General features: G+C 40.0%; 13 protein-coding genes. 7 read left to right on the top strand and 6 right to left on the bottom strand.

All coding sequences use genetic code 11. The features are described from left to right. The first annotated feature begins 10 nt into the window (after positions 1–10). On the top strand, positions 11–979 hold the full coding sequence (locus tag JIG37_RS19895) for a sensor domain-containing diguanylate cyclase (protein WP_138599617.1): 969 nt from the start codon (positions 11–13) through the stop codon (positions 977–979). On the opposite strand, the gene JIG37_RS19890 is transcribed toward JIG37_RS19895, so the two are convergent. Continuing rightward, on the bottom strand, positions 976–1,932 hold the full coding sequence (locus JIG37_RS19890; protein WP_054551213.1) for a hypothetical protein: 957 nt from the start codon (positions 1,930–1,932) through the stop codon (positions 976–978). The genes JIG37_RS19895 and JIG37_RS19890 overlap by 4 nt on opposite strands. Before the next feature lie 247 nt (positions 1,933–2,179). Here JIG37_RS19890 and JIG37_RS19885 point away from each other — a divergent pair, with 247 nt between their 5' ends. Then, positions 2,180–5,065, top strand: a complete 2,886-nt coding sequence (locus JIG37_RS19885) for a M16 family metallopeptidase (protein ID WP_199530136.1) — start codon at positions 2,180–2,182, stop codon at positions 5,063–5,065. Between the two features lie 35 nt (positions 5,066–5,100). On the opposite strand, the gene JIG37_RS19880 is transcribed toward JIG37_RS19885, so the two are convergent. Together JIG37_RS19880 and JIG37_RS19875 are read right to left on the bottom strand one after the other, a co-directional pair. Further along, complete coding sequence (locus JIG37_RS19880; RefSeq protein ID WP_166340633.1) at positions 5,101–6,042, bottom strand: sensor domain-containing diguanylate cyclase; 942 nt, start codon at positions 6,040–6,042, stop codon at positions 5,101–5,103. Between the two features lie 130 nt (positions 6,043–6,172). Further along, positions 6,173–6,751 carry a TetR/AcrR family transcriptional regulator gene (locus JIG37_RS19875; protein WP_138616334.1) on the bottom strand — a complete coding sequence of 193 codons (579 nt, stop codon included), beginning with the start codon at positions 6,749–6,751 and terminating at the stop codon, positions 6,173–6,175. Between the two features lie 149 nt (positions 6,752–6,900). Between JIG37_RS19875 and JIG37_RS19870 the strand changes: the two genes are divergently transcribed. The 3 genes from JIG37_RS19870 to JIG37_RS19860 are packed head-to-tail and all read left to right on the top strand — an operon-like array spanning position 6,901 to position 8,874. Then, positions 6,901–7,800: a haloalkane dehalogenase gene (locus tag JIG37_RS19870; protein ID WP_199530135.1), complete on the top strand. Its 900-nt coding sequence runs from the start codon at positions 6,901–6,903 to the stop codon at positions 7,798–7,800. An 8-nt stretch (positions 7,801–7,808) separates the two neighbouring features. Then, positions 7,809–8,405: an NAD(P)H-dependent oxidoreductase gene (locus tag JIG37_RS19865; RefSeq protein WP_199530134.1), complete on the top strand. Its 597-nt coding sequence runs from the start codon at positions 7,809–7,811 to the stop codon at positions 8,403–8,405. 28 nt (positions 8,406–8,433) lie between these two features. Then, the gene (locus tag JIG37_RS19860) at positions 8,434–8,874 is read left to right on the top strand and encodes a PaaI family thioesterase (protein WP_054551219.1); all 441 of its coding nucleotides are present in this window, start codon (positions 8,434–8,436) and stop codon (positions 8,872–8,874) included. A 159-nt stretch (positions 8,875–9,033) separates the two neighbouring features. Here JIG37_RS19860 and JIG37_RS19855 read toward each other — a convergent pair whose 3' ends face one another. Together JIG37_RS19855 and JIG37_RS19850 are read right to left on the bottom strand one after the other, a co-directional pair. After that, positions 9,034–9,351: a helix-turn-helix transcriptional regulator gene (locus JIG37_RS19855; RefSeq protein WP_054551220.1), complete on the bottom strand. Its 318-nt coding sequence runs from the start codon at positions 9,349–9,351 to the stop codon at positions 9,034–9,036. Between the two features lie 3 nt (positions 9,352–9,354). Further along, entirely contained in the window at positions 9,355–9,759 is a 405-nt protein-coding gene (locus JIG37_RS19850; RefSeq protein ID WP_348535095.1) for a hypothetical protein, read from the bottom strand. Between the two features lie 338 nt (positions 9,760–10,097). On the opposite strand from JIG37_RS19850, the gene cysE reads away from it, so the two are divergent. After that, positions 10,098–10,922: a serine O-acetyltransferase gene (cysE, locus tag JIG37_RS19845; RefSeq protein ID WP_138599624.1), complete on the top strand. Its 825-nt coding sequence runs from the start codon at positions 10,098–10,100 to the stop codon at positions 10,920–10,922. Between the two features lie 26 nt (positions 10,923–10,948). Further along, positions 10,949–11,599: a hypothetical protein gene (locus JIG37_RS19840; RefSeq protein ID WP_199530133.1), complete on the top strand. Its 651-nt coding sequence runs from the start codon at positions 10,949–10,951 to the stop codon at positions 11,597–11,599. A gap of 2 nt (positions 11,600–11,601) precedes the next feature. On the opposite strand, the gene xseA is transcribed toward JIG37_RS19840, so the two are convergent. Further along, on the bottom strand, positions 11,602–12,936 hold the full coding sequence (xseA, locus tag JIG37_RS19835) for an exodeoxyribonuclease VII large subunit (RefSeq protein ID WP_199530132.1): 1,335 nt from the start codon (positions 12,934–12,936) through the stop codon (positions 11,602–11,604). Between the last annotated feature and the right edge of the window lie 3 nt (positions 12,937–12,939).

Below are 12,939 nucleotides of genomic sequence, written 5' to 3'. Positions count from 1 at the left end.
AGTGTGTAGTATGTTAGAAGTTAATAAATGGTCATTTTGTCAGCCTGACAACCAGTTTTCTTTGCAAAAATGGCAAAAAACAGTCGATTTAATGACCGAGTTATTCTCAGCGCCTGCAGGCTTTATTGTTCATAAGACAGATGAAGCATACCGCATAATTGTTTCTAGCGAACAACGAGAAAACCCTTACCATGCTGGAATCGAGTTAGCCATTGACGACAATATCTTTTGCAAAAAGGTATTAAAAGATATGGCTCCTTTATACATTCCACAAGTTAGTCTAGATAATCAATGGGATGATTGTCCACTTACTGTCGATGGCGTTGAATCCTATTTAGGTGTGCCTATAACTTGGCCGAGCGGGGAACCGTTTGGTACTTTTTGTGTAATGGATTTTAAGAAAACTGATTATCAGCATAGTCTTTTAGAACTCATCGAACAGCTTAGGGATATGGTGGAAGATGATTTAGCTCTACTTGATAATTTCACCCAAATGCGTGAAATTGCGATGCTAGACCCCCTCACAAATATTTATAATCGCCGCGCACTCAATTTACTTTGCCAACATAAATTAAATCTTGCCGCCCGGTTGGGCTTTAATATCTGTTGTTTGTTTATCGATATAGATAACTTTAAACCACTCAATGATAAGCATGGTCACGAAGTAGGAGATAAAGCACTGATATGTCTGGCTGATACATTGAAGCAATATCTACGAGAGGCTGATATTATTGGCCGCTTAGGAGGAGATGAATTTATTGCGGTTCTGCAAGTGAAAAGTAACGACTGTATCGAAGCGATTAGCTACAAACTTAATGAAGCGTTTAAAGAAAACCTTAAACATATGGCAATACCTGAACTTAATTTGAGTATAGGCTCAGGTATTGTAGCTCAACCTAAAGAAACATTTGCTGAGCTATTAAAGCGGGCTGATGAAGATATGTATGAGAAAAAGCAAGCCTCTAAACTTGCCCGCTAAGCTATTTGCTTTTCAGCTAGGTTTAATTCCATGGTTGCTTTAAGTAAACGGTAAAGGTTAATTGACGCATCAATTTCTTCTTTACGGTTAGTTAAGCTCTCAATATTTAAACCTAGCGGCACATCTAAATGCGCACAGCTTTGTAAAATTAAATCGAGATTCTCACGGCAAATACGCACTGATTCACTCAATGTATTTGCAGAATCTAACATGCGGTACTTAGTTGCTTCTGGTACCGAAATACCTAACCACTCCATAAATTCTAAGGTTTTTTCACCACCACAAGGGGTAAACGTTAGAATAATGCGTTTTGGTGTTGTGCCTTGTGCTTTACAGCTACGTGCATAGCTAGTGATCAAATCAATCGTAGCTTGCGCATTGTAAACCGCTTGCGAGATGAAAAACTTACAACCTTGTGCTGTTTTTTCAACTAAGCGCTCATGTTCATTGCGTTTGCTAGCGTGACGTTCGGCAATGGTAACGCCACCTAAAAACACATCACTGCTTTGCTTTGCAAGCGTTTTATATGCATCAGGAAGGCTTAGTTTGATATCGCCATGAGATGATGGACTACCCACTAACACTAAGTTTTTTAATTCGAAGTCGTTACGTGTTTCGTTTAACCACTCGGTAAATTCTGCTTCACCACGCTGGGCTACGCTCTTATATGTGATCACATCAAGTTGCGACAAGCTACGTAGTAGCTGACTGTATTCACGTGGATCCACCGTTTCTTTAAATGGAAAAGGGCGTGGCTTTGCAATACGGCTACTCTCATCTTGAATGTCGTAGATGATTACACCGTCGTATTCAATTTCGTGTAAACGACCAAGTAGCTTCTGAGCAATGGTCTCAAGCTGTGCTTTATCAGTACCTGACTTTGGTGGTGTGGTACCAATTAGGTAGACGCCTTGATTGGTGTCTTCAATTTTCTCTTGTAATGATAAAGCCATAATCCTCATTCCAGCTCGTGCTAATGTCTATGACAAATAATATAGCAGCCATTTAGACGTCTAGATAGATTTTTTTCATGAAAGTTTTTCAATGACTATGAATTTTGCTCAAGTTTAAAGCTGAGCGTTTAGTTAAATTGACACACCTGTTTACATAAATTATTGCGCTGACCCTCATATTTTCTGGCGCTTTGATGCATAATCAAGCAGCAATGATTATGAGAAAAATAACTAACAAGGGAACATTATGAAATTTAGATTATTAGCAACCAGTGTTGCTGTAACACTGGCGCTGAGTGGCTGCGCAAGTAACTCACAGTCAACTATGGTTAAAGAAGTCGAAATTGAGCAGCGAGTAAGCCAAGATGATAACCGTGTATTTAGCCAAGATTACCTATTAGAAGAGCTTGAGAATGGCCTTCGCGTGATGGTCGTTAAAACGGATTACCCAGATGTTGTGTCACTGCAAATTCCGGTATCGGTTGGTTCACGTAATGAAGTTGAAGCAGGTAAAACCGGTTTTGCCCACTTCTTTGAGCATATGATGTTTAAAGGCTCTGAAAAATTCCCGCAAGATGTGTATTCAGATATTTTAAAGAACTCGGGTGTTGATAATCGCGCGTATACGACCAACGATTACACGAACTATCACTTAAACTTCTCAAAAGAGCACTTAGATAAAGTACTTGAAATCGAAGCTGATATTTTCCAAAACCTGACATACAGCGAAGAGCAGTTCCGCACCGAAGCGCTGACTGTAAAAGGTGAGTATTTAAAGAATAATGCTAGCCCAATTCGTAAGTTACTTTCTGCAGTTCGTAACGAAGCATTCGAAAAGCATACGTATAAGCACACTACAATGGGCTTTTTCGAAGACATTGAAGCAATGCCTGATCAAATGGCGTACGGTAAAGAGTTTTTCGCTAAATTTTATAAACCAGAATATGTATCTTTAGTCATTGTTGGTGATGTTGATCCACAAGAAACCATGGCGATGGTGAAAAAGCATTGGGGTAACTGGAAAAAAGGCGATTACCAAGCAGACATTCCTGTTGAGCCAAAGCAAAAAACAGCAAAATATGTACATGAGAAAAATGATGGTTTACCAGGCCACTGGTTGCTTGTGTCATACAAAGGCACGGCATGGGATCCTACTCAAAAGGACCGTGCCGCTCTTGATTTGATCTCACAGCTGTATTTCTCTAATAATTCGGCACTTTATCAAGAACTTGTTGTTGATAAACAAATTGCCAGCCAAATGTTTACCTATAACCCAGATACTAAAGATCCAGGTTTATTACATGTTTTTGTAAAAGTAGAGAACGAAGCGGACCTTGCTAAAGCCCGTGATGCGATTAACCGTACCTATGCACAAGCGCGTACTGAGCTTGTTGATGCACAAAAGTTAGCTGATTTAAAATCAAACCTAAAATATAGCTTTATAAATGGTCTTGATTCATCGCAGTCAATCGCTTCAACACTTGCAAGCTACATGCACTTTGAGCGTGACCCTGAAGTGATTAACCAACTTTATGCCACGGCTGATAGCATCACGCCAGAAGATATCAAAGCGGTAGCAAACAAGTACTTTGTTGATCCGAGCCGTACCACGGTGACAATGTCGGCGCTTGATAAAGTGGCTGGTTTTGAGCAAGAAGTTGATTTAAATGCCTTGGTTGCCAGTATTGAGCAAGCCCCAACAGAGCGTCACTTTAAAGTACTTGATAAAACAAATAGCTCACCATTGGTTGATGTGAACTGGTTATTCAATACCGGTGCAGCGGCTGATCCCCAAGGCAAAAAAGGCTTAGCGGCATTAACAGCTGCAATGCTAGCGCAAGGTGGCTCAGAAACGATGAGCTACAAAGATATTCAAAAAGCGCTATATCCACTAGCGGGAAGCTTTGGCTATCAAATCGATAAAGAGATGATTTCTTTACGTGGTCGTGTACATAAAGATAATGCTGCGCAGTGGTATGCACTTGTTAGCGACCAGATGTTAAACCCAGGCTTTAGAGAAGATGATTTTAAACGCCTGAAAAAAGAGCTTATTGATAGCATTAAAGCAGGCCTTAAAGCATCTAATGACGAAGAGCTAGGTAAAGAAGTGCTTTATCATCAACTTTATAAAGGCCACCCGTATGAAAGCTATAACTATGGTGATTTATCAGACCTTGAAGCACTAACACTTGACGATGTAAAAGCGTTTTATGCTAATCAGTTTACCCAATCTAAGTTAACAGTAGGTCTAATTGGTGCTGTTCCGAGTGATGTTAAATCGACAATGCTGAAAGATTTAACATCGCTTCCACAAGGTAAAGAAAGCCGCTTAACGATCCCTGATGCGCCAGAACTTAAAGGTCATCATGCAACGATTGTTGAAAAGTCAGCGCAATCTACCGCTGTGTCATTTGGTTTCCCAATCGATACAATTCGTAGCAGTGATGACTGGACTGCGCTTTGGTTAGTGCGTTCTTACTTTGGCGAACACCGCAGCTCAAACAGCTTCTTGTATCAGCGTATTCGTCAAACCCGTGGTATGAACTATGGTGACTATGCATACATTGAGTACTTCCCGCGTGGTATGTTCCAAACTAAACCAGATGCTAATTTAGGCCGTTCAGAGCAAATTTTCCAAGTATGGTTACGTCCGCTTCGTTCTAATAACGATGCGCACTTTGCAACACGTACGGCATTATTTGAACTTGATAAGCTAATTAAAAATGGCATCAGCAAAGAAGATTTTGAAGCGACTCGTAACTTCTTAATTAACTTTGTGCCACAAATGGTTGCAAGCCAAGACCGCCAATTAGGCTATGCCCTTGATAGTGAGTTCTATAGCACAGAGAGCTTTGTTGACTATGTGCGTGGCAAGCTTGAAAAGCTAACCCTTGATGATGTTAACCGTGTTATTCGCGATAACCTGCAAACAGAGAATATCCACTATGTGTTTATTACTGGTGATGGCAAAGACATGCAAAAACGCTTAGCTTCAGAGCAAACATCACCAATGGTGTATAACGCTGAAAAACCAGCAGAACTTGTTGCTGAAGATAAAGTAATTGCAGACTATAAGCTCGCAATACCAGCAAAAAATATTAAAGTACTTGATGTCGAAAAAGTATTTCAGTAATAACTGGATAAACAAGCTCTAATCAATGCCCCTAATTAGGGGCATTTTTCTAGGTTTAATGGCTCGATGTTATCAGCAACCACAAGTTGATTTCGGCCAGCTTCTTTTGCTTGATAAAGCGCGCAATCAGCCATTTCAATGAGTAACATGGCATCACTATCGCTACTAGGGTAAATAGTAGCTAAACCAATACTAACCGTTAATGGATGACCTGTAAGTTCAGCTAATTGTAATTTACTGATCATATCTATTAAGCGTGTTACTAGACTTTGTGCTTGCTTACTTTGTGTATTGCCAAGCACCAGTACAAACTCTTCACCACCGTATCTGGCGCACAAGTCACCGGGCCTGCGAGTAAATTCAGGCAGTAGTTTTGCAACTTCTTTTAGACAGCTATCACCAACTAAGTGACCAAATTTATCATTTAGCGTTTTAAAATTATCAAGGTCAATCATAGCTAACGAAACAGGTAAATTTAATCTCGAGCAACGACTCCATTCTTGTAAAATAAAACTATCAAAAAATCGTCTATTAGCTATTTGTGTTAGGCCATCAATTCTAGCAAGTTGTTGGACTTGTTGTTCAGCAAGCTTTCTTTCGGTGATATTTAAGTGACTTATAACGATAAAACGCTGATTATCATAAAAAAGAGAAGCTGCTCGCATTAAAAACCAGCGCTTTTCCATGTCGCTATGGCATGGATATTCAAGATAGAACTCTTCGCACTGATGGTTAATTACTTGTTTTATTCCATTAAACGCTTTTGCTCCAAACTCATCGTTTTGGCAAGCCGCTGACCTACAAATTGCGAGGTAATTTTGTTGTTGCCATTGCTCATTGCACGCACAGTTATTTTGTTCGCCAAATGTTTGCCAGCTGCGATTTACAAATTTGATATCGCCTTCGGCGTTGATGACAACAATATGCTCAGGGAGAGTATCGAGTATTAACCTTAAAAATTCCTTTGACTCAAGCACACCAATTCCTGCTTTACACTTTTCTAAAGAGTAGCAATAAATTATTAGATTGCATGGTTAAAAGTAAAAAAGAGTGTGATTGAATAAATTTTACAGATGATAACTTACGAAGATATATGTGTAGTTTAATTTATTCATGCTCATCAGTGAGTAAGTTAAGTATAACTTCAGTCATTATTTTTGAGATTGAATCAATGCGTTCGGGCATAGCTTGTGCGGTGATTGAGTAACCTTCTACAAATGGGATAAATATAGATACAGCTCTAGAAACGTTTGAGTCTGAGTGAGAAATAGGTCGCAATTTATCAGCTAAGATCAATGCCATTTCTTCGTAGTAAAATTTTATATGTTGATTGATAACTTCATTTCGTGTCGATATAGCCCAATACTCCCTAAATATCCTGCACATTTGGGTTAATTTCAAACCATGACTTAGAAAGCTCTCTAGCAGCGAATGGAGCTCATTGCTTGGGTTCTCTAGGTTGCTTATTGGATCCATTTGTCTCATATCGTCAAGACATGATTTGAAATAGCGATCTGCCATCGCCTTTAAAAGCTCATCTTTATTTTTGAAATAATATTGAACATTGCTCAAAGTCATACCAGCTTCGTTGGCAACTTTTCTCATTGTCACGCCATAATCACCTTCGTGTCTAAGAATATGCAAAGCCGTATCTATTATTAAATCTGTTTTGGCATTTTTCTTCATTAAAATCTCAAAGTATTTCTGCTTAGTAATCAAACCTTATCATTTTACGAGTACTCAACAGTTAAATTCAATGTTGACATTATAGGTCATCTGACCTAAATTTTAAATAGGTCACTTGACCTAATGTTTTTTATTGTTGAGGAATAGGCATGATAAATAGTAAACGCACACCACAAAGTAGCTTTGATAATATTAAAGATTATCCTTTTGAAGCTAATTACTTTAGTGATTTGAAGGGATATGAAGGCTTGAGGGCTCACTACCTTGATGAAGGTAATCCTGACTCTGAAGAAGTTTTTTTATGTCTGCATGGTGAGCCTGCTTGGAGTTACCTTTACAGAAAAATGATCCCTGAATTTGTTAATGTCGGAGGCAGGGTGATAGCCCCAGATCTTTTTGGCTTTGGTAAGTCAGATAAACCAATTGATGAGAATGTTTATACGTTTGAGTTTCATCGTAACTACTTAATCGAACTTATTAAGAGGTTAGATTTAAATAATATTACTTTGGTTTGCCAAGATTGGGGAGGGCTTTTGGGTCTTACATTGCCTCAAGATATGCCAGAGCGTTTTAAAAGATTAATCATCATGAATACAGGGTTGCTGGTTGAGCCTGTGAGCAGTCCTGAATTCTTAAAATGGCATGACGATATCGTTCTGCCAAATGAATTAAATCTCGCTAGTTTTTTCAAAAAGTATGCGCCAACAATTGACAGCGATGAAGCGAGTGCATATGCATCTCCATATCCAGATGCAAGTTATCAAGCTGGCGTCAAAAAGTTCCCTAAAATTGTTGCTGCGCCAGATCCTCAGTGCGTAAAAATTTCAACTCGAGCATTTCAATTTTGGAAAAGTGAGTGGCAAGGCGAATCATTCATGGCAATAGGTATGAAAGACAAAATGTTAGGACCTACAGTTATGAATTTTATGCAAAGCGTAATCAAAAATTGCCCTGAACCTCTAGAAATAAATAATGCAGGGCATTTTGTGCAGGAATTTGGAGACACCGTTGCTGTTGCAGCACTTAAACATTTTAAATTAATAAAGTAAGGATCTTTATGAAAATCTTACACTTAGTATTTCACCCCGATCTCAACGCATCACGAGTCAATAATACTTGGAAGAAGCAATTAGAGCAGTCAGGTAAAGTAGCAACAAGTAGAGATATGTATTTGGAATATCCTGACTTTAAAATCGATATCGAAAAAGAACAAGCGTTGTTGTCTCATGACAGAATCGTGATTCAATTTCCTATCTATTGGTGGTCAATGACTCCTCTTCTTAAGAAGTGGCTTGATGATGTTTTACAATATCAATTTGCATACGGAAGCAAAGGAGACAAGCTTAAAGGCAAAGACTTACAAATAATTTGCTCTGCTGGAGGACAAGCAAAAAATTACAATGGCTTTCATATGTTCGCTACTGTACCTGAGGTTTTAAAACCATTTCAGCTTACAGCCAACTTAGCCAAAATGAATTATTCTCAGCCATTGTACATGTTTAATGCAGATGCTTGTGGTGAAGACGAGGTTGTTAAGTATGGGCAAAAATGGGTAGAGGTCATTGATGACCCTCGGCGCGCCGATGGGCTTGAATACGCAAACGCAAAAATACATGAAGAACTAATAGATGTATATGCGCAACTAGGCCTTTAAAATCTTAAAGAAGTAGGGGAGTGGTTAGTTGAAAACGCTAGATTTTTTATCTGAACATATCGGTATTTCTTTCCAGCAAAGTGATAGCTATGGCGATTGGCTAGGTTTTGAAATTGATTCAGTCAAAAAGGAAGAAAATAAAGTTATTACATCATTATTAATTAGACGTGATCATGTCTCACCAACAGGGGCTGTTCATGGTGGTGTTGTCTCTGGGTTTCTCGATTCAAGCTTAGGCTGTGCGATGGTAACGATTATGGATAAAGGCCAAATGTGCAGTACTGTTGAGCTTAACGTAAAGTTTTTTAAACCACTTTCTCCAGGAGATAAAATTATTGCCGAGTCAGAAGTGATCCATAAGGGAAGAACCTTATGTACGGTTATTGCTAATGTTTATAAATCAGATGCGCCTGATATACCTGTTGCGTTAGCTACTGCAACCTTTAATCGCTATCAATTAAAGCAGTAACATAAATACAGCCCAGCCGTGATGTAGCTGGGCTCTATATTGACCTATTATCAACTAAAGTAGTGAGCTAACTTTAACAGCTAGCGCAAAGAGTATGGTTGTTATTACAAAGCCGATAAGTGTAGTGTGGCCGCGTTGTTCTTTGGTCATCTTTCACTCCTAAAAAATAACTAATACTGTTGCCATACCAAGGGCAAAACTGACAAACGAAGAAGCTGCTACGATTGCAGCGAGATTTTGCTTACTCACTGCATGTGTTGTGCTTTGTTCTGGTGCTTCGTCATCGAGCTTAATAAGCTCACCTTGGCGCACTTCAAATACTGCGCATAGGCTCATGGTGGTTTCTTTTGATGCCGCACCTTCTTTTTCAACTCGTTGAATGGTACGTAGGCTTACATCACAGGCATCGGCCAATTGCTGCTGCGTCCAATCGAATTTAAGTCTAAGTGCTTTTATTGTATTGGGGTTCAGTTGCATTACTTACTTCCCAAGAAATGGTTCAATAAAAGTAACAACTGCATAACCTGATATTGCGCCACCAAGAAAACAGCCCAGGGTAACCAAAGCCACTTGTTTTGGATTATCAGTAAGTGAGGTTTGTGTGCTCTGTTTAACTAATTTGCCAGTTTTGTAAAACGAACATTCAAGCTTGCCGGTAAGTATATTTTGCATCGCAAAATCGACTGCATAAGCATTACCTTGGTAGTTAAAGTCGTGACGACTTTTAAAGCCAAAGCTGCGCTTTTCACTAACCAATTCGTCGTTTACATATATTTTTTCTTTACCACTCATAATGTGACCAAAGCATGCGATTTGGTTGTCACCATCTTGAAAGTAAAATTTATAACCTAGCTTGTGTGAGTTTAGTACGTCGTTTTTCATCATCGTTTCCTTGTTAAGTTGATGATGTAAATTTAATGATTATTTTTGTTTTTTACGCCGTCAGCGATATGTCAGTGCCTATTTTGGCATATGACAGACAAGATGTCATATCTGTCTTGTTATTGAAAAATAAGCACTTTAATTAATTTGCTCGGCTAGAGTTAGAATTTGCTACTGTCATATGCGGTTGGCAAAAAAGCACAGTAAAAAGAGTAAAAATAGGTGTTGTTACTCTGGTTATTAGATATAACCAGAACAAATAAACAACGGGTTAGTACATCTTGCTACAAATCCGTTAAACTTAAAGCTTAGCAGTTAGGTACAACCAGAAAGGCAATATTATGCGTCATGAAATTTGGCAAAAGCTTCGAGAAGAAGCAAACGAAGTCGTTTCCCGTGAACCGCTTTTAGCAAGTCACGTTTATTCGTGTGTGTTAAATCATGAATGCCTAGGTTCGGCGCTCAGTTTTATTGTCGCTAATAAACTTGCTGATGCAGTAGTATCGGCGTTTACAATCCGCGAATTATTTGACCAAGCCTTTGTTAAATGTGACCTAATGCTGACGCATGTGGCTCATGACATAAAAGCAGTTAAAGATCGTGACCCTGCGGCCGATAGTTACTTAACTGTTATTCTGAATCTTAAAGGCTTCCATGCAATACAAGCACACCGACTCGCAAATTGTTTATGGCAACAAAACCGCAAAGAGCTTGCTCGCTTCATTCAGAGCAGAACCTCAGAAGTATTTGGCGTTGACATCCATCCTGCTTGTAAAGTTGGTCATGGTATTATGTTTGACCATGCAACTGGGATTGTAATTGGTGAAACAGCAGTTATTGAAGATAACGTCTCTATTTTACAGTCTGTAACCTTAGGTGGTACAGGTAATGAGCAAGGTGACCGCCATCCGAAAATTCGCGCCGGTGTATTGATTGGTGCGGGTGCTAAAGTACTGGGTAACATCGAAGTAGGAGAGGGGGCGCGTATTGGTGCAAACTCTGTCGTGTTAAGTGCAGTTCCAGCACACACAACTGTGGTTGGCGTGCCAGCTAAAGTGGTTGGCAAACCGAGCTGTCCGTGTCCTGCCGAAAGCATGAACCAAAACTTTTTAGACGATAGTACCACTACCGCTAGTAATGCCTCCCACACCAGTGCTATGTTGTAGTTTTACACTTTAAAAGAGCAATGGAATTGTCTAAATTATCCTTCGGATTAGCCGTTGCAGCGTCATTTATTTGTGGCGCTGTCACTATGTCACTTTTTCAATCAGACCCACAACAACAGCCGCAAACTTATCAGCAACAATTTGTTGAAGAACACATAGCTCAAGCACCAGAGCAGCAAGCCACTGTTGTAGCGCCTGTTATTAATAAACAAGTCGCTGAAGTTAATTCAGATAGTTCAGCAGCTGCTAGCAAAACTGAGCTTGAGCAGCAAGTTGCAGAGTTAAAGTTACAAGTCGCAAACCAACAAGCGGTGATTGCCAGTTACCGTTCAAGTGCGATACCTCCACAGCAAATCGACTCACACCTAGATGAACTTTATACCTTGTTAGAAGAGCAATCTCGGGATGAGGCTTGGGCCTACCAAGTTGAAACAGCCATGAGCGATTTTTTAATCATGGCAGATTTACCAGTGCAACCACAGCTTAGTGTCTCAACATGCAAAAGCTCTGTGTGTCAGTTTAAGCTATTGCAACCTGAGGGGAGTGATGACTTGCCAAGTCATTATTGGCGTAACATGACCGATAAGATGATGGAACAAAGCTGGTGGAAGCAATTTAAATTTACCTCCACCACCTCAAGTGACGATAGTCTAACCATTATTGCAAGCACGGAGTAATTTTATACAACTTTTGATTGCAGTTGACCATCAGCAAGCTCGGTAGTTATAAGCTCACCAGAGCTTACATCGTTAACTGATTTTACAACGCCACCGTGCTGATTTTTAGTAATGCTGTAACCACGCGCTAACACACTAAGCGGACTCACAGAATCTAAACGGTTCGCTTGTAAAGAAAGCTGGTTTCGAGAACTTGAAAGTTGCTGTTGCATCACCTGTGTAAGCCTTGCATGTAATTGCGCCAGTTGATGCTCGCTTTTCGCTAACTGCTTTTCGGGTGAGCGTTGCATTAAGCGTGGTGTTAAGTTAGCAAGTACTCGCTCATATCGCTGGATTTTACTACTCATCGCGCCATGTAAGGCCAAACTAAGCTCATCTAACTTTTGCGCTTGTTGATTGAGTTGATTACGCGGATGGCATAGCTGCAAGCGATGCTCAAATTGAGTGGCAGTACTTCGTTTTACAGCTAAAGCGTGTTTAAAGGCATGATTTAAGTGCCTAACTAACTGCGTAACTTTGTTATATAGCTCTTCGGTATTTGGACTAACTAGCTCTGCGGCTGCAGAAGGGGTTGCGGCGCGAATATCGGCAACATAATCACTAATTGTGGTATCGACCTCGTGACCAACGGCGCTAACAATAGGTAAGCGACTTTCAAAAATAGCGCGAGCTAATTGCTCATGGTTAAAACACCACAAATCTTCGAGTGAACCACCACCGCGACCTAATATAAGCACATCTACTTCGTTGCGTTGATTGGCGATGTTTATTTTTTCTATTAATTGACTGTGTGCATCTGCACCTTGCACCATCGCTGGGTAAATCACGACTTCAAGCTGCGGAGCACGGCGTTTAAGTACCGTTAGAATATCGCGTATAGCCGCACCTGTGGCTGAGGTGATCACCCCAACGCGATTAATATTGGTTGGTAATGGTTTTTTGTGGGCTGAGCTAAATAGGCCTTCGGCAGCTAAACGCATTTTAAGCGCATCGAATTCTTGTTTTAGTAAGCCTTCGCCAGCAGGAGCCATATGCTCAACAATCAGCTGATAATCACCACGAGGTTCATATAAAGATACGCGGGCACGCACGGTTACTTGTGCACCATTGCTCGGGCGAAAAGTTTGGCCGCGATTATTGCCGCGCCACATTGCTGCTTTTACCTGTGCTCGGTCGTCTTTTAACGTAAAGTACCAGTGTCCAGATGCAGGGGCTATAAAGTTAGAAATTTCACCATTTAAGATAAGCGATGAAAAGCCTTGTTCAAGAACATGGCGAATTTCCTTATTTAGGCGCGAGACCGTGTAAACAGGCTGTGTTGAGTGCGTAAAAGCCATTAA

Source organism: Pseudoalteromonas sp. bablab_jr010 (genome assembly GCF_016464105.1).
In the GTDB taxonomy this organism is placed as follows: domain Bacteria; phylum Pseudomonadota; class Gammaproteobacteria; order Enterobacterales; family Alteromonadaceae; genus Pseudoalteromonas; species Pseudoalteromonas simplex.
Note: the sequence above shows the minus strand (reverse complement) of the source record. Positions and strands in the feature narration are given on the sequence as shown.

Bases quoted from the DNA above. Each gene is read 5' to 3' on its own strand.
- JIG37_RS19850 (WP_348535095.1), bottom strand. From the start codon at position 9,759: ATGATGAAAAACGACGTACTAAACTCACACAAGCTAGGTTATAAATTT.
- JIG37_RS19870 (WP_199530135.1), top strand. From the start codon at position 6,901: ATGATAAATAGTAAACGCACACCACAAAGTAGCTTTGATAATATTAAA.
- cysE (WP_138599624.1), top strand. From the start codon at position 10,098: ATGCGTCATGAAATTTGGCAAAAGCTTCGAGAAGAAGCAAACGAAGTC.
- JIG37_RS19890 (WP_054551213.1), bottom strand. From the start codon at position 1,932: ATGGCTTTATCATTACAAGAGAAAATTGAAGACACCAATCAAGGCGTC.
- JIG37_RS19895 (WP_138599617.1), top strand. From the start codon at position 11: ATGTTAGAAGTTAATAAATGGTCATTTTGTCAGCCTGACAACCAGTTT.
- JIG37_RS19875 (WP_138616334.1), bottom strand. From the start codon at position 6,751: ATGAAGAAAAATGCCAAAACAGATTTAATAATAGATACGGCTTTGCAT.
- JIG37_RS19855 (WP_054551220.1), bottom strand. From the start codon at position 9,351: ATGCAACTGAACCCCAATACAATAAAAGCACTTAGACTTAAATTCGAT.
- JIG37_RS19885 (WP_199530136.1), top strand. From the start codon at position 2,180: ATGAAATTTAGATTATTAGCAACCAGTGTTGCTGTAACACTGGCGCTG.
- JIG37_RS19865 (WP_199530134.1), top strand. From the start codon at position 7,809: ATGAAAATCTTACACTTAGTATTTCACCCCGATCTCAACGCATCACGA.
- xseA (WP_199530132.1), bottom strand. From the start codon at position 12,936: ATGGCTTTTACGCACTCAACACAGCCTGTTTACACGGTCTCGCGCCTA.